This window comes from Novipirellula herctigrandis, from assembly GCA_007859835.1.
Lineage (GTDB): Bacteria > Planctomycetota > Planctomycetia > Pirellulales > Pirellulaceae > Novipirellula_A > Novipirellula_A herctigrandis.
In genome coordinates this window covers 8,400,497-8,417,353 of record SJPJ01000001.1, presented here as the reverse complement: position 1 = coordinate 8,417,353, position 16,857 = coordinate 8,400,497, and the positions used below count along the sequence as shown (strand labels likewise).

Below are 16,857 nucleotides of genomic sequence, written 5' to 3'. Positions count from 1 at the left end.
GTTCGCCAGCGTAGGAATTCGCAGGTGAGCATTGTGTCTTACCACAAGCAATAAAAATCCATAACTGTCAAGGTTGGTAACCACGTGATCCGTTTTGCAATGCACTTTGTCACGTCCGCTAGGTTCGTTGCTAGATCGTTGGCAATCTTTGCTCTTGGCTGGTCCTCGCTGTCGCTGACCGCGTATGCAACGGACGGCGTTTCCGAGCGATTGCACCTTGAGGGCACCTGGCGGTTTGCGCTTGATCGCGAAGACATTGGGCTCCGAGAAAAGTGGTTCACGGATGATTTGAGGGATCGAATTGAGCTGCCTGGAGTTCTTCAGGCCCAAGGCTTCGGAGATGAAATCAGCGCCGATACGCCTTGGGTGCTCGGCCTTGGCGGTGAATGGTGGAAGCTTCAACCTGAGGAACTTAGGAGCGCGTTTTCGCAACCTGGACGCGTCGAAGTTCCCTTTCTATCACAGCCTCCGCGGCATTTTCTTGGAGCGGCTTGGTACCAGCGTGATATCGAGATTCCAGCCGAATGGAACAATCGTCGTACTCAACTGGTTCTCGAACGACCACGTTGGGAGTCGACCGTTTGGATCGACGAGCATCAGGTCGGTTCAATGCGCAGTTTGGTTGCACCGCATGAGTTCGATTTTGGCGTGCTTGAACCTGGCCATCATCGGCTAACAATACGGCTCGACAACCGAATGATCGTCAGCGACCCCAAGGGCAACAACGGTCATATGCCCGATGCCCACGCAGTGTCGGACGCTCTCGGATCAACCTGGAACGGAGTCGCCGGAAAGATCGAGTTGCGTTGCACGCCACAGGTTTGGCTGTCGGATGTGCAAGCGTTTCCCAACGTCGCGGACAAGTCGGTGCGGATGAAGGTAAAGGTCGGTAATATCACCGGCGAAACGGGCCGTGGGCAACTGATCGTGGGTGGAGTGGAAACGGAAGTCGTCTGGCAAGTTGGCGGTGGTGAGGCCGAGGTCGTGGTTCCGCTGGGCGAGGATGCCGCGACATGGGACGAGTTCAATCCTCAGTTGCATCGGCTTCGCGCAGTGTTACAGTCGCCACTCGGAGAGCATTCACAGGAAGTCACGTTCGGACTGCGAGAAATCACTTGGCGCGGCAAAGAACCGCTGATCAACGGCCGCGTGGTGAACTTTCGTACGACGCACTTCGGCAACGATTTTCCTCTGACCGGCTATCCTGCAACGGATGTGGAATCGTGGCAGCGGATCATTCGACGTTGTCAAGAATTCGGACTCAACGGCATCCGCTTCCATTCGTGCTGCCCACCTGAGGCTGCTTTCACCGCAGCGGATGAACTCGGCTTTTACCTCCAAGCGGAGTGCGGTTTGTGGTCACCGTTCTATACCGACGGCGTCTTCACCAGCTATCTTGAAGAGGAAACGGAACTATTGCTACGAGCTTACGGGAACCATCCGTCGTTTGTACTGTTCTCGCCCTCAAACGAGCCGTCCGGACGCTACACGGAAGTAACGCCGCAGTGGGCGAAACGGTGGTACGAGCGTGACCCACGTCGGCTTTACGCGGCAGGCACAGGATGGAATCGACCCGAACAGGTCACCGGTGGAGCCCAATTCGCCGGCTTGGTTCGGTATGGCCGCGGTGAACTTCGCAACACGACCGGATGGTTTGGGAACGACCACCGTACCGCGCTCGAGGGCATAGAGATTCCGGTGCTTGCGCATGAAATCGGCCAATGGTGCGCGTATCCGGACTTTGATGTTATCGAAAAATTTACGGGGTATCTGCGTCCATCGAACTACCACATCTTCCGCTACATCGCCGAGCGCAACGGGGTGGCGGATATCAATGACCAACTCGCCTGGGCTTCTGGGAAGTTCCAACTTGCATGCTACAAAGAAGAGTTGGAAGCGAATCTGCGCACGCCAGGTCTGGCCGGGCACCAGATGCTGGACATCCGCGACTATCTTGGCCAAGGGACTGCGCTAATCGGCGTGCTCGATGCTTTTTGGGACCCGAAGAGTTATGTGAGCGGCGAGGAGTTTCGACGGTTTCACAGTCCGACCGTGCCCCTTGCCCGTTTGCGCCAGCGGACGTTTACGACTAGCGATACTCTCGATGCAGAGGTGGCGATTTATCATTTCGGCGCGCGGCCCCTGGTTAGCGCGAAGCCGTACTGGAAAATCGTAAACGCTGATGGCACGACGGTTCGCAACGGCGTTTGGGATACGTGCGACGTCCCAATTGGAAAAGATATTCCACTCGGCAAAGTGAACACAGTGCTCCATTCGCTACCTGCGCCACGTGCCTACAAACTAGTCGTTGGGCTGGAGGGTGGTGAGATTGAGAATGACTGGAATTTCTGGCTCTACCCCAAGGAGTCCTCCGCACCTACGCCAGCGGGAGTACTAGTGGCTCAAGATTGGCAGGAGGCCACCGAGCGTTTAGAGGACGGTGGAACAGTGTTGTTCGTGCCTGGGCCGAAAGACCTTGACCCCACTCGCTCGCCGCCAATGAAGAAGACGCCGGTATTTTGGAACATTCAGATGACGGTACGGCCGCCGCGTCGTCCAGAGCCCCGCTTCGACGCGATGTTGGGGCTGCTTTGCGATTCTGAGCACCCGGCGCTCGCAAACTTCCCCACTGACAAGCACTGTGATTGGCAATGGACCTCCATCGTCGACGGCGTGCGCTCGGTTAATCTGACCTCCATGCCACAGGACTTGCAACCGATCGTTTCGGCAATCGATGATTGGAATCGCAACTGGCGGCTCGGTGTGTTGTTTGAGTGCCGAGTCGGCCACGGTCGCTTGCTGGTCTCTGCGATTCCGCTTGATAATGCTGATCCTGTCACGCTCCAGCTTCGCGAGTCGCTGCTGACCTACGCGGCTGGCGAGGCTTCGCTTCCGTTGGCGACATTGACGCGGGACCAAGCTGACTCCTTATGGGGAATGGAAAGCCCCGGTGGCACGGCCCCCGCCGCGCAGCAGTTCGACCCTGACCTCGACGACGGAACCGGCCCCGCTAACGCCAAATGACTGAGTGCGTAGCGCATCCGCTGTGGATGGATGACCGTCACTGGCGGGAACGCCGAACCGGATGACCATTGGCGTCACTTCTTCTAAACGCAAGGAAGGGATAACTAAATTGTCGTTGTCGTTCCAGGCTGGGCACAAACGGGATAAACGCCGTTACTGTCCGGTTGGGTTGGTGGTTGCATGTCCCAGGTGCAGTCTTCGGGTCGCGGTCCCCAGCGGAAATCGGATTGCTTGATCTGGTCCCAGCGAACTTCTTTCCCGCTGTAGCAAGACATTTGGCCCATGACAGCAATCGTGTTGCTCTTGACCATATAGTCGCCGCTGTTGATCGGATTACTGGCGCGTATGGACTTTAGAAAGGCGGCTTGTTCGGCCACGTAGGGGCTGCCGCCAGGTCCGGAGTATCTCCATTCATTGTTGCCACGAATGATTCCCTGTGTCGGCACCGCAATTCCTTTGCTCCCCATGATCGTACTGGTCGATTCACCGTAGCACCCCGACGTGGTGCGACACAGCGCGTATACCCGGACGCCATTTTCATAGCGATACACGACACTGTGGTGGTCAAACACATCGCCAAGCAAATGGTCGGGACCTGAACGACCTCCCAAACCGTGACAATCCACTGGAGTCGCTCCTCCCAATGCCCAAGTGGCTCGGTCGAGGTTGTGGATCAATGACTGTGTCACATCGTCGCCACAGAGCCATGAGAAACGATACTGGTTGCCATATTGGATTTCCAGTTCACGCTGTTCTTGGGAACGTGCGATGTTGCCGTACGGGCCACGCAAGAAATTTTCTTCAATCGATACGATTTCACCAATCTGGCCATCCAAGACGCGATCGATCGTTTCGCGATACTTTTGATGATAACGGCTATGTAAACCCGATAGCACTCCAAGGTTCTTTTGTTTCGCTATTTCGCAGGTTTCTTCGACAACCTTGACCCCCGCAGGATCGATGCCATGCGGTTTTTCTAGGAAGACATGTTTGCCAGCGTCAATCGCAGCCTTAGCGTACATCGGGTGGAATTTGGCGGCGCACGCAATCAACACCAAATCCACGTTCTCGATCACATGCTGGTAACCATCGAGGCCAACGAAACAATGATCGTCATCAACGGAAACTTGGTTGGGGAATTTCGCCTTCAACGAGTCACGCTTACTCTTGACTCGTTCATCAAACAGATCCGCCATTGCGACGAGTTGTGTCGCCGAGTCGGCCGTCATCACGTCGGCAGCGGCACCTGTACAACGGCCGCCACAACCGACCATGCCGATACGGATTTTGTCACTTCCGCCTACATTGGCACCACGAGCAACGGATAACCCCGCAGACGCCCCCATGCCTGCCGCCCCGGCGCTTACTAGGGTGCTTTTTAAGAATTCACGACGCGGTTGAACAGAAGCTTCGGAGGGTTGTGGTTGGTTTGGCATCCGGGGTCTCTCTTCGGTTTTTGGTGGGATAGTTACAAAGCGGTGGGTCGTATGATTTTGTAGGATCACGCAAGTTGCTTTCGAAGCCACGCCAGTGATTTTTCAATCATTGGGCCTCCGGCGCCTTCGCATTCCATGCTCAACACGCCGTCGAAGCGGTTCTCCGATAGAATCGCAAGGACCTGTTGGATGTTCTCCGCGTTGACGCCATCGCCAATCGCACATTGGCTTACGGCGATTCCGGTTTGGTCACCGCGAGCTGCTGCAGCTAACGATTCGCTAACGTCCTTGATATGCACATGGCGGATCCGGTCGAGAAAACGTCGACAAAAATCCACAGGGTCTTGCCCAGCGATAAACGAGTTTCCGGTGTCGAGATTCAACCCTAAATAATCGCTATCACAGAACTGCAGCATTTGTGCCAGCCGATCAGGGTTAGTGGTGAAGTAGCCGTGTACCTCTATATTGATGTGGATTTCGTAAGCCTCGGCAACTTCAACAATTTGACCGTAACTTCGTTTCATTGCCTCCATCGCTTCATCATCGGAAAGCCCATCGGGTTTATGCAGCCCGTCGGTGGTCGCGATACAATCACAGCCAGCGTGTTTTGCCCAAGGAATCGTCTTTAGCACATAAGGTACACCGTAAAGTGGACCCTCTTTTCCAGAAAGCGGAAAGGCCGCATCGACTTGTGAGAACGCCACTCCGTAGGTCTCCATCTTGCGGCGAAGCAACAACGGGTCTTCGTACAAGGCAACGTGCGGTTGGTAGCCCAGACCGTGAATCCAACTGACGCCATCAATGAGCCCACACTCAATGAAATTGAGTCCATTGTCGTTGGCCCACTGAAGACATTGATCGAAATTCCAATAGGCAGAATTAAACGCGTCGGTGTGAAATCCAATTTTCATGGCGGGATCAATTGCTAGGGGGAGGTCGTGATGTTGGCTGGACGCGACGATGTGTCCGGCTGGTTTTTCACGGCAGGGATATTCAAGTTGCTTGCCCATGCCGTTCCGCGTCGAAGCAGTTCAGCCGTATCTGAATTGCCCAGTGCTGCGACGTCATGTCCAAGCGGTGTGTGAAAGACTCGCCCCTTGCCATAGCTGAGCACAAAGGCGATGGGGTAGATCTTGTTATCGACAACTGATTTCGCAGTAGCTAACACTTCGATTGGCGTTTTTCCATCGAGACAAGTGTAAAGTTCATCGGTCGTATTGAAGGCGGCAAGCCCATCGGTAATCGGGTGATCTACGTCGGTGATTTCAACGGTGATTTCGCCGTAGGGATCATGTCCGCGAAAGTCGGGGTTCCAAATGCGGCCCGCAAGAGTCGTGAACTCACTACCGAACTCTTGAAAAGCACCGCAGGCAAAGTGTACGACCACTAGCCCGCCACCTTGGTCGACAAACTCTGTTAGGTTGTCGTAGGCAGCCCGCCCAGGAGTCTCAGGATCGTAGTTCTTAAAATGCAAAACAATCGTGTCGTATTCTCGCAGACGCGGTGATCGCAGAGCGTTCACATCCTCCACCACGTCGACGGCAAGTCGCTGGTCTTGTCGAATCAACACCTTAAGCAGCGGCGCGGTTGTTTGCCAAAGGTGACCTTTGTAGTCTTCCCCCGTAACGATTAGCACACGTTTTTTAACGTGTGAAGCAGTGTCGTTTGGTTGTTTAGTGGATGATTCGCCACAGCGACCCTCCACGCGGCAAAGCAAGGTTGCAAACAGTATCATCGAGATGCCGACGATCACAGGGCGACGAAGATTGCCAAACGAAAAACTATTCATGACGGCTACCTGTTGTTCCATTACTTTGAAGTGTCCCCGTGGCGGCACATAACGTTTCGGGTGTCGTGGAAATTAGAATCCCAAGCAGGCCAGCCACGATCGACTGCTGCTCTTGTCGTGAGGCGATGTGCATCTCAAATGCGGCTCTCATCTTGACGCCTTCAATCGCCGCCAACATCAAATCGACGGTAAACCGCGGATCTTCTACAACGATTTGTCCTGCCGCCTCCGCAGTCATAACGAGTCCAATATAGGTTTCCCGTACCGTGTCATAGAATTGTGCCCAGCCCTGACGCACCGATTCGTCCTGAAGGGACAACGCAAAGACGGAAGTTGTAAAAACACGATTGCGTTCGTCGATCACGCAACTGCGAACGGAAAACTCGAGCACGCGACGAAGTCGCTCAAGCGGATCGGTAAGTCGTGATATCTCCGACTGAACGCGACGTTGATACGTTCGGTAGTAATGGGAACAGGCAGCGAGAATCAGCTCATGTTTAGAGCGGTAGTGGCTATAACAACTTCCCTTCGTCACGCCGGCGCGAGCCGAGATGTCGTCGATTGTCACGCCGTCGAATCCCCGCTCCGAGAACAGCTCGAATGCACTTTCGGCAAGCTTGCCCGGCATGTTGGGAGCGGTCTTCGGCATCGGCTGCAATTCTCTAGGAGGGGCGGGGGACGGGAACCCATAGCATACTGGTGAGTATGTTGTGGTCAAGCCAGTGGAACGGGATCCAGAGCAAAAGAGTACGAAATTCGTTAGTTTTGCGATTCGGAAAGTCGAAATGGTGAGTGTATTGGCATTTTCAGGATACCCATCAGTATATGGCGGGTTCGGTGTTTCTCAACGTGGTCCCGTTTCAACGGCATAGCCCCAACCCCTAAAAGGGAGCGTCGCTGATAGGGCCACGCGTCAGATTTCAGTTGAGTTCCCCCCACCCAAAATCGAAAGGGACCGCGATACGAAGGATTGGAATGAACGTTACCGCCCAGCGTGATGATTGGCGGAACCTTGTCATCGAGACGTAGCATCAGCGAGATTCAGCATCAGCGAAACACAGCATCATCGAGATTCAGCATCAGCGAAACACAGCATCATCGAGACGAAGGGCCAACGGCATCCGGAGGGCCAACGGCATCCGGAGGGCCAACGGCATCCGGAGGGCGATTCGTATCACTCAAGAAATAACTTCGCCATGTCGCGATCTGATGGACGCGTTCGGGTGCCAGAGGCTCATTGAACAAGGAAACCGGACGCAAGCAGCGATCAAGAAAGCCTTGTAGTCCATCGGTCAGCATATAGACGTTCGTGAATCCTCGCATCGCTAACTGATCTCGAGCTTGCGCGGGATGCGTCATCCCGTTAGAGTACAACACAATCTCACGCGCATCGCGATACGACTCTAAGCGAGCAATGACATCAACAAGCGGCACATGAATCGCACCACGGATGTGAAACCGCTTGAACTCTAACTCATTCCGGATGTCCACCAAAACGACGTCGGAGTCACCTTTGACCAACTGATCAGCCAATACCTCCGGTTCGATATGATCGGCACCGGATGCAACGGCGGATAACACAGTATCGCTAGAAAATCGAGCGTCTGACAAAACGGGTCGAGCAACCGTATAGGATGTATCGGAATCGCCCGGAAATACGAAGAGAGTTGCGGCAATAGCGACCACCGCCACACTGTAGGCTTTAAGGAATCCACTTTGCAGATAAGGCCCCTCGCCACCGACTTGCTTTTCAATCCATTCGGAAAAGTAAAATGCGACAACGCCTACGAGTGCGAAACCGAAAGCAAACAGATGCGTCGGTATGCCGAAGGCAAACTGAGGTTCGGATTGCAATCCCCAGTTGTAAAGTGGTTTGATCCATTCATATAGTTCGTTGAAGGCAATTGCACCCAACATCGTCGCGACCAAGAATACGAGTGCATCCCATTTTCCACTAGCCAATCCAACCGCAGCGGTCCCAGGACACCATCCGCTCATCACAAAACCCAGTCCGAACAGTAAACCGCCGACCGCGTGTGCGCCATAGACTGTTTCCATAAGATTAAGATTGCCTGCTGGAATCCAGCCCATCGCTGTCAATAACGCCAAACCAAGGATCGCGGTCAACATTGCCGAGAACATTACTTTTACAACCGACATGTCCTTGAAATAGAACACTCCCGCCAACCGTCGCGAACTACCGAAACCAGCTCGTTCCAATGCAAACCCGAATGCAGCACCCATTAGCAACGCTGCAAAGAAAGCTACCGGAGTGTCGAGTGCGTTTCGTCCGTAGAAGGTCTCAATCATTCCATTGTCTCCTAAACAGAAAGGCCGAGGCGTATCCGCCGGCAAACAGGCAGGCGACAAAAATCAGACTGCCGGTCAACAATAACGCACCCCCGCTAAGGGCTTGCCCGGATGTGCAGCCACGAGCTAATCGGCTTGCGAACCCTACGATCAGACCGCCGCCGCCCGCGAACATCAATCTTGGCACTGCCCCGAATGCTTTGCCGCGTTCGACAACGCCACATTCAACACGTCCGGCCAACAGTGCCGAGACGAGTCCACCGACAAAGGTGCCGACTAGCATAAAAACAAGGTAGTAAGCCAGCGGGTGTTCACCCCAGCCAGCGAAGTATTCGGTTGCTGCGGTGTGCGTCGGAGCGATCCACCGTTCAATCTGTGCACCGAGTCTGGCGGGGCCAGCCGAAGCACCAACGCCGGTGCCAAGAACGGTATAGGATGCTATCAGCACCAAGCCGATCAAAACACCGCAAAGATACGGATTCCAATAATTTGTGGTACTTGGCGAGTGGCCGATATCACGGTTCGTTTCGTTGGAACTCACGATGATTACCTCTTGTTCAAAATGTGAGGAGTAACCGATGTCGCCAATCTTTGAAACGAAATCTTCAAAAATCGGGTGAGCTCGGCTACGACCTTATCCTTTAACAACCCGCACTCTTCTTGGCTGACACCGGTGGCGGCTTCGATACCGGAGGTGAAACGTCGGTTCCATGTGGAGCCGCAATAGGCGGGCGTTGTGGCGGAAGATGCATCGGCACACCACTTGGTGCGGTGATCGGTTGAGCGTACGCACCGTAGTCCGATTCCGACCAATAACTTTGCATGCCGCCGTGAAGTGCCTTGATATTTCGATCGCTCTTTTGAGACAATGCACCTGCGACCATCATGCCGAGCGAGCCGTCTCGATCAACGATAACCAGAGGTCCTACGCCGGTTAAATATGCAGGGTTGTTCATCACATCTGCCAACTCGGCATTGACGGAACCAGGTATGTTGTAGTCCGCAAAGTGTTCCGCCGGTCGAATGTCAATCAAGTCGAAGGTTCCCGGCAAATCCATTTGCATCCGTTTCAAGTCGGCGGACGAGATACGTTCGGCCAATCGGATTTCGCGTTTCGGAGCAGCTGAGGCAACACCCGCCTTGTGCGTCTGAAACACGGGCAATCCGGCGTTGATCCACGCCTCGCCCCCGCCATTCATATTGCTGACCTGTGTGAATCCCTGGCGTTCAAGGACACCGACTGCCATGCTTGATCGATAAGCACTGTTGCACACCGTGACAATCTTTTGCGAATGGTGCAGTTTGCCCGATTTTGTCGCGAGTTCGTTCAGAGGAATGTTCAATGTTGATCCGATTCGCAAACCCATCCATTCGGTGGGCAGTCGCACGTCGACGATGATCGGTGATTCCGTCGTCTGCATTTGGGCATAGAGAGCTTGGGGGTCAGCCATTGGGTTCTTGGCAATCGTCTGATTGGCTGCGCTCCATTGTTCGTACAATAGGCATTGGGGTTGGTAACCGACGCGGTGCAGGCGATGCACGGCCTCCTTTAGCTGATCCTCGTTTTCACCGCAAACGACGAGGTTCGCATTCCACGGAACCATGATGCCAACCCACGTCTCGAACCTTCCGCGGATACCGATGTTGACGGAGTTAGGAACGTGACCAATCGAATACGCTGTCGCATCGCGAATATCTGCGACGTAGTACTCAGAAATGTCAGTAAGCGAGTCGCTGGGATCAACCCAAGGCAACTCCTTCGGCTCCCATTCGACCAACTCCGGACCATCGTGATTCATTGCTGCGTTGTGCTTGAAATATTGCGGCGCTTCGCTGAGTCCCTCCAATACGTTAGCAATGAACTCACCACGATCTTTATACACAAAGTACGGGTTCGTATTTCGTTCTGCACCGATCGTCGATGTCGGCGCATCGCTCAGGTGGGCACCGCATAGCGAGCCTGCGCCGTGAGCTGGCATAACCACAACGCTGTCGGGGAGCTTTGCCAGTTTGCCGTACCAAGTATCGAAAAGCATTGAAGCCAACGTCGACGCGGCCATCCCTTCGCCCAGCAAGTCCGGACGTCCCACGCCTCCCACGAACAAGGTGTCGCCGCTAAGAAGAACCAACGGTGAGTCGATGTTCTGCTTGCTCGAAATCAGTGCGACTGTACCATCAGGCGTATGTCCCGGCGTCTCGAGTATCGTTAGGACCGCCTGGCCAACCTCGATTGTGGTCTCGTCGGAGGTCGGTATATGCTTGAACTTAGCAGCGGATTTTGCACTGATATAGATTGGCATTTTCTCACGCTTCGCCAATTCCATATGCCCGGCAACAAAGTCAGCGTGCGAATGAGTCAAGAAAACGCCTTTAATCGTGGCACCTTCTTTTGCTGCATGGTCAACATAGACATCGACGTCTCGACCGGGATCAACGACAACGCATTCGTCGTGGCTGATGACCATATACGAATAGTGAGAAAGCACTGGCAGATCGAATTGTACGACCCTAAAACCCGCGAACGGGTAAGTGTCGACAATCGAATACTGCGCCGCCTCGAAGCCATGCTTTGCCGCCTCAGCGTCTTTCGTCTGTGACCGTGTTGGTGCTGTTTCCGCACACAGAATGTTATACCTCGCTACAAAAGGGGACACCAGCAAGATGCAACAAAAATACCAAGCACACGGAACTCGCGTGAACATACTCTATCTCCTCAACTCGCACGCTGTTAGGCAAACGAAAACGCGTAACGCTGAGGTAGCCCCTCGATGCAAACGCCATTCCAAAGTGTTTTTTATTGGATCGCGAGCATAAATTCACGCATACAACAAATGGTCAGCGCATTTGCCTGTCTTAAGCGAAGCTCGGCATGTGCGGCCCCGCACGCCCAAGCGCAATGCAATGGAACTTGCCAGTGACTACGAACGGCAAAACTCCCGGCGGAGTCTTGGGTTCACCCGTATCCGCGCAGCAACGCTCGAAACGATGTTGCCGATCGTGTCATGACGATTTCTTCGATCGCTCCGTTTGTGCTTCGGGACGATCGATCTAGACGTTCATCACGCCGCCCCATCCACGACTCTGAACCGCCGCACAAGCGAACCGCGACACAAGCGAACCAACAGTTTGGTTCAGCTTTCGTTGAAAAGGGAGACTACGGCGCAGGCCAGAAGGGTTCAATGATATTAGAGCGGGGAGTCTTCGCAGCTCAGGTCACCCAAGGCGTACTGGATTCCGTCCAGGTAGAAGCGGAGCATGCACTGCGTTTCGTAGCTCTCGGGCTGGTGTGAGGGGCTGACAAAGAACACACGACCATTCCCGTATCGCTTGATCCACGATACGTAGAGTCGTCCCTTTTGAGATATCCTTTTGTTATTGCGACTTTTTTCATCCAACTTATCAAACATTGCTTCCAAGAGAGGTCGGAAATTTGTCTTGGCATATTCGTTTTTGAAGAGGTACAGTTCGTCGCTGTGGATAAATCCTTGGCCGTTGAACGCCGTTACCAAGGGATGGTCCGGATCAACCAATTCGAGCGTAAGCTCTTGCCGTGGCGGATGGAAGTCGAAGCTGCCGCCCATCATCTTGCTGAACTCGGCAGAGTTGTTTTGCATCGCAATCGATCCATGCAAAGACACCAAGCCCTTTCCACTGGAAACAAAGTCGAGCAGGTTTTGTTCTAGTTCCGCCGCTTTCTGTTTGCGCTGCTGTGGCGTCAGATCCTCGTATTTCGATCCGATGGTCTTGTCCCCAGTCGCCTTGTTGTTTAGCACGTCGAGGAAAATGTCACGGTCGGGACTTTGAGGACAGTTGTTGTTGAGGACGACCGCATCAAATTTTGACAAATTTTCCGGTGAGAAGCATTCAATGTCTGAACTTTCTACCACCGTAAATGCTCCGGTCTTTTTGGCTAGCACCTTGATGACTTCCGATGCATAGGGGCTGACGGAATGCTGATAACCGGTGGTCAGTGAAAACATCAGCACGGTACGATTCTTGGCTGGCTTGGCCGTTGCTTGGGCAGGAGCAAGCCGGTCAATCTTCTCGACCCATGCCTTGGGCGGAATGCCTGCAATCTTTCCTTCTGGCGGCGCGTTATGGTAGCTCTGTGCCGTCAAAAGCACGGCAGGAAATAGCATCAGTGCAAATAATAAACGCGTCATCTCGTCACTCTTCGTTTGGTTTTTTAGTCAATCAAATTGGTAAACAGGTTTGTAGCTACGGCAGATTCGTTCACGAAGCAATCTTAACCCGAACGATAGGGAAATTCCATTGTACGTAGTCCAGGTGAAACGGGCGGCGGTTCGAGGTTGGTTGTTACTTTGGCTACGAGCTGCCGACATCAACACGCAAAACGCTCTAGCCACAGCCACATGAACTGCCACAAGAACCGGCTTTGAGCGTCGCTAATTTCTTTTCGATCTCTCGGGACGTCTTTGTTGCCGCTAATCCGCCCAGCGCCGTGCATCGCAGTTCTCGGGGAAGACTGCGACCAACTCGATCGGCTGTTTCGATGACTTCATCCAGTGTGATGACTGGGTCGTAGTCGGACATGGCCATGTTCGCGCACGATAGCGCATTGGTCGCGGCCAAAACGTTCTTGCCCAGACAGGGGACTTCGACGCGGTTTCCAACCGGGTCGCATATCAAGCCCAGCGAACTTTGAAGCGCCATCGACGCAGCAGCCACTGCATGTTTGGGGAGGCCGTCGGCCATGGTAACTAACCCGGCAGCCGCCATACAGGCTGCGGCGCCGCATTCCGCCTGGCAACCAGCCACCTCCGCTGCGAACGTCGAACGGGTGGCAATGAATGCGCCGATCAGACCAGCGGCCAATAGCCCCTTGGCGATGACCTGGTCAGATAAATCCATTTCGTCTGCCATCGCGACACAAGCACCCGGCAGTGCGGCGCAGGCTCCGGCCGTCGGCGCCGCAATGATGACACCCATCGAACTCTTCACTTCCATCAATGCCGAAACATACAGCACGATTCGGTTCAACCCCCCTCCCGGCAGCAGACGGCCTGCCTCCATTTGCGACTTAAATTGTCCACATTGGTGACCCAGAATGCGATCTTGATACTGTGTACCTTCGATCCCCTGCTGAATCGAAGTCCGCAGTATTTGGACCAGCTCTTCCATCCGGGACAGAACGTCGCGTTCGGACAGCCCGCCTCGAGCGCATTCATAATCGACCGCCGCCTTCCACAGTGGTGGCAATTGTCCGTCGTAATACCGCAGCATCTCGTCACCGCAGGTGAACGGTACGACACAATCCTTTCGCGATTTCACTGGCAACACAGGTGCAAGGCGTTGAACGCTCTGGACGCTTGCCTTGCCATGCCATCTGGAAAACGTCGCGTCATCGATCCGTTCTTGCGATTTGATCTGGACCAGGTCGCCGTCGGCCGACGGTAGCACGTGAACTTGGACGGCGTGACTGGTTTGAAGGACTTCCTGAGCGAACGTCTGGGCGTCGCCCTGGCAATGCACCAAGGTCTCGAAGTAGTCACCGTCGATCGAAACAGCGAATCCGTCGATATCAATGACCTTTACCATTCCACCGCCGGTCGAAATCGCCCGCAAAGTATGCGACTGATGGGCATTTCGGAGACGAAGCCGGTACGTGCTGGGGTGCGGGTCGCCGCAATCAATCAATTCAATGTTAACCACGATTTTGGCATCGCGAATGGATTGTGCGGAATCAGGCAATCTCGCATCGGCTGCGTCCCACCCCAGAAGTCCTCCGAACAATCCCATGTCCGACCCCTGAGTGTCGTGCGTGGTGGCGAGAGCGCCTCCTCGGTCGAATTGGACGTGAACCTCATCGATATCACCATTCATTAGATCGCGAGCCAGTCTTCCAATGCGAAGTGCTGCGGCGCAATGTGAACTTGACGGTCCACGCATCACCGGCCCAATAACGTCGTTAAATATGCTAATGATCATGCCATCACTTCTTTGCGGAAAAGGAATCGTGATTGTTTGAAATCGTGAAGATCTGCGGCAACCATCGCGCCGGTTGGACGGACGCTTCAGCCCTATCATACCCTTTGTCGGCCTCCGAATGGTTGTTCTTCAACTCAGGTTCCTTTTGGGGATCATCGCTTCTCTTAACGCCAAATGGAATCTCTAATGTCGGGATGACTACGTCGATCTTCCCGTGGTTCGGAGCATCGATTTCGATGTGGCGTCCGCCTGGGTTCCAACCTTACTCTTATTCTATTGGCCAGTCTTGACTACAATCGGACGACGCCGCGGAAAGGATATCCTGTTCGTGGTTTGAAAATGGACCAATACGCGATACGTCGCCGGTCCCTCCCAACCACATTGACGCCATTGATTGACGGCGTCTTTCCTGCCTTCATTAAGAGTCAAATGATGTTTTGCCTTCGCTCCTATTGTTCACCATTGGCATTGATTGTGATTGTCGCAAGTGCCTTCGGCAATTTCGAAGCAGCCGTCGGGGCGGAGCCAGCAGTGCCCGTTTTCAAACACGGGGAAGCCCAGATCGTGAAAGCGTTTGAGGACCCCGACTACTGGATCCGTAATGATTTGTGGGTTGAAACCGAGTTCGATTCGGATGGTGATGACAAGTTGGATCGAATGCATGTGAGCGTCACGCGGCCGCGGCAAACAGAAAGCGAGGGCCTGAAACTACCCGTGGTGTATGTTTCAAGTCCCTATTTTGCGGGAACGGGTGCTCAAGGAAAAGAGTTTTTCTGGGATCCGAGGCATGAGCTTGGGGAATCACCTCCGAAGCGAGAGCATTTTCCCGCCGTGGAGAGGAAGGGAACGCGCCCGATCATCTCAAAGTCGCATCTCAAGGAATGGGTCTCACGCGGATATATCGTCGTCCACTCCTCTTCGCCAGGAACGGGGCTTTCGCAAGGCTGTCCAACGGTGGGCGGCGACAACGAATCGCTTGCTCCGAAGGCTGTCATTGATTGGCTTTGTGGTCGAGCGAAAGGTTTCACGACACCCACCGGCAACCAAAATGTGGTGGCTGATTGGTGCACGGGAAAAGTCGGCATGACAGGCACCTCTTACAACGGAACGATTCCGTTGGCTGCCGCAACGACCGGAGTCGATGGTCTTGAAGCGATCATTCCAATCGCTCCCAACACCTCCTACTACCATTACTACCGATCCAACGGCCTGATCCGACATCCGTTCGGTTATCTGGGCGAAGATATTGATTATCTGTACGACTATATCCATAGCGGTAACGAAGCCCAACGCGATCACTGTGACTGCGAGGTGCGAGACAAGGAGATGGCCGACGGCTTCGATCGCGTGACGGGAGACTACAATGATTTTTGGGCGGGTCGCGATTACTTGAACGACTTGGAACCACTCAAAGCGGCCGTACTGATGGCACATGCGTTCAACGACTGGAACGTCGTTCCGGAACACAGCGTTCGGATACTGGAAGCGCTCAAGGCCAAGGGCGTTCCGACTCAAGCGTTCTTCCATCAAGGTGGTCATGGTGGACCGCCTCCGATGAAGATGATGAATCGTTGGTTTACACGCTACTTGCACGGCGTCGAAAATGATGTCGAGAATGACCCGCGTGCTTGGATCGTTCGTGAGTCCGACGCACGAGACAAACCGACTCCGTACAGCGACTATCCGAACCCGTCCGCTTCGCCCGTGACGTTCTATCTGCGAGCCGGCGCGCCCGAGCAGGGAACCATGGCGACAACGCCAAACCCGAATCAGGGAACCGAAACATTGGTTGACAATTTTTCATTCAGCGGTGAGGCATTGGCTCGGGCCGAATGGACAAAACATCGTTTAATCTACCTCTCGGAAACACTTCAAAAGCCAGTCCATCTATCCGGCACGCCAAGCATTTCCATCCGATTATCCAGCAGCAAACCTGCGGCAAATTTGTCGGTTTGGTTGGTGTCGCTGCCTTGGACCGAGGCAAAGAAGGCACGGATCACTGACAATATCATCACTCGCGGCTGGGCCGATCCACAAAACTATCAGTCAATCCGCGAAAGTGAGCCGTTGGAACCGGGCCGTTTCTACGAGATGACGTTTAACCTGCAACCCGATGACCAAGTTATTCCGAAAGGCCAGCAGATCGGTCTGATGATTTTTTCCAGTGATCGCGATTTCACATTGCATCCCACCCCGGGTACGTTGCTGACAGTGGATCTCGACAAAACATCGATCACACTGCCTATTGTTGGTGGTGAGCCGCTGCTACGCGACGCATTTTTGCCGAGTAAAAAAGGGGACTGAATGCTACATTTCGGTTGTCTCGACTAATGTTTCCGGACAATTGAA

General features: G+C 54.0%; 11 protein-coding genes. 2 read left to right on the top strand and 9 right to left on the bottom strand.

Annotated features, from left to right (window positions below):
- Positions 1 to 84: 84 nt before the first annotated feature.
- Positions 85 to 3,024, top strand: a complete 2,940-nt coding sequence (locus CA13_RS30345) for a glycoside hydrolase family 2 protein (RefSeq protein ID WP_146403055.1) — start codon at positions 85 to 87, stop codon at positions 3,022 to 3,024.
- Between the two features lie 104 nt (positions 3,025 to 3,128).
- Here CA13_RS30345 and CA13_RS30340 read toward each other — a convergent pair whose 3' ends face one another.
- The 9 genes from CA13_RS30340 to CA13_RS30300 all read right to left on the bottom strand — a co-directional run bounded on the left by CA13_RS30340 (position 3,129) and on the right by CA13_RS30300 (position 14,508).
- Positions 3,129 to 4,460 (bottom strand): Gfo/Idh/MocA family protein, encoded by a 1,332-nt coding sequence (locus tag CA13_RS30340; RefSeq protein ID WP_146403053.1) that lies wholly within the window; start codon positions 4,458 to 4,460, stop codon positions 3,129 to 3,131.
- A gap of 65 nt (positions 4,461 to 4,525) precedes the next feature.
- A complete protein-coding gene (locus CA13_RS30335; RefSeq protein WP_419195034.1) occupies positions 4,526 to 5,371 on the bottom strand; it encodes a sugar phosphate isomerase/epimerase family protein in 846 nt (281 codons plus the stop codon).
- Between the two features lie 14 nt (positions 5,372 to 5,385).
- Entirely contained in the window at positions 5,386 to 6,249 is an 864-nt protein-coding gene (locus tag CA13_RS30330) for a ThuA domain-containing protein (protein ID WP_419195033.1), read from the bottom strand.
- Positions 6,242 to 6,898, bottom strand: coding sequence for a TetR/AcrR family transcriptional regulator (locus CA13_RS30325; protein ID WP_146403047.1), 657 nt, complete (start codon positions 6,896 to 6,898; stop codon positions 6,242 to 6,244). Before CA13_RS30325 ends, CA13_RS30330 begins: the two co-directional genes overlap by 8 nt.
- A 446-nt stretch (positions 6,899 to 7,344) precedes the next feature.
- Entirely contained in the window at positions 7,345 to 8,559 is a 1,215-nt protein-coding gene (locus CA13_RS30320; RefSeq protein WP_146403045.1) for a YeeE/YedE thiosulfate transporter family protein, read from the bottom strand.
- Positions 8,552 to 9,100 (bottom strand): YeeE/YedE thiosulfate transporter family protein, encoded by a 549-nt coding sequence (locus tag CA13_RS30315; protein ID WP_419195032.1) that lies wholly within the window; start codon positions 9,098 to 9,100, stop codon positions 8,552 to 8,554. Before CA13_RS30315 ends, CA13_RS30320 begins: the two co-directional genes overlap by 8 nt.
- 100 nt (positions 9,101 to 9,200) lie before the next feature.
- Complete coding sequence (locus tag CA13_RS30310) at positions 9,201 to 11,213, bottom strand: MBL fold metallo-hydrolase (protein ID WP_419195031.1); 2,013 nt, start codon at positions 11,211 to 11,213, stop codon at positions 9,201 to 9,203.
- Between the two features lie 531 nt (positions 11,214 to 11,744).
- Positions 11,745 to 12,722 carry a ThuA domain-containing protein gene (locus CA13_RS30305; protein WP_146403041.1) on the bottom strand — a complete coding sequence of 326 codons (978 nt, stop codon included), beginning with the start codon at positions 12,720 to 12,722 and terminating at the stop codon, positions 11,745 to 11,747.
- Between the two features lie 196 nt (positions 12,723 to 12,918).
- The gene (locus CA13_RS30300) at positions 12,919 to 14,508 is read right to left on the bottom strand and encodes an L-serine ammonia-lyase, iron-sulfur-dependent, subunit alpha (RefSeq protein ID WP_146403039.1); all 1,590 of its coding nucleotides are present in this window, start codon (positions 14,506 to 14,508) and stop codon (positions 12,919 to 12,921) included.
- Between the two features lie 429 nt (positions 14,509 to 14,937).
- On the opposite strand from CA13_RS30300, the gene CA13_RS30295 reads away from it, so the two are divergent.
- Positions 14,938 to 16,812, top strand: a complete 1,875-nt coding sequence (locus CA13_RS30295) for a Xaa-Pro dipeptidyl-peptidase (RefSeq protein WP_473087518.1) — start codon at positions 14,938 to 14,940, stop codon at positions 16,810 to 16,812.
- Positions 16,813 to 16,857 lie beyond the last annotated feature (45 nt).

Excerpts from the sequence above, each read along its gene's own strand:
- CA13_RS30305 (WP_146403041.1), bottom strand. The coding sequence starts at position 12,722 with ATGACGCGTTTATTATTTGCACTGATGCTATTTCCTGCCGTGCTTTTG.
- CA13_RS30325 (WP_146403047.1), bottom strand. The coding sequence starts at position 6,898 with ATGCCGAAGACCGCTCCCAACATGCCGGGCAAGCTTGCCGAAAGTGCA.
- CA13_RS30340 (WP_146403053.1), bottom strand. The coding sequence starts at position 4,460 with ATGCCAAACCAACCACAACCCTCCGAAGCTTCTGTTCAACCGCGTCGT.
- CA13_RS30320 (WP_146403045.1), bottom strand. The coding sequence starts at position 8,559 with ATGATTGAGACCTTCTACGGACGAAACGCACTCGACACTCCGGTAGCT.
- CA13_RS30295 (WP_473087518.1), top strand. The coding sequence starts at position 14,938 with ATGATGTTTTGCCTTCGCTCCTATTGTTCACCATTGGCATTGATTGTG.
- CA13_RS30335 (WP_419195034.1), bottom strand. The coding sequence starts at position 5,371 with ATGAAAATTGGATTTCACACCGACGCGTTTAATTCTGCCTATTGGAAT.
- CA13_RS30330 (WP_419195033.1), bottom strand. The coding sequence starts at position 6,249 with ATGAATAGTTTTTCGTTTGGCAATCTTCGTCGCCCTGTGATCGTCGGC.
- CA13_RS30300 (WP_146403039.1), bottom strand. The coding sequence starts at position 14,508 with ATGATCATTAGCATATTTAACGACGTTATTGGGCCGGTGATGCGTGGA.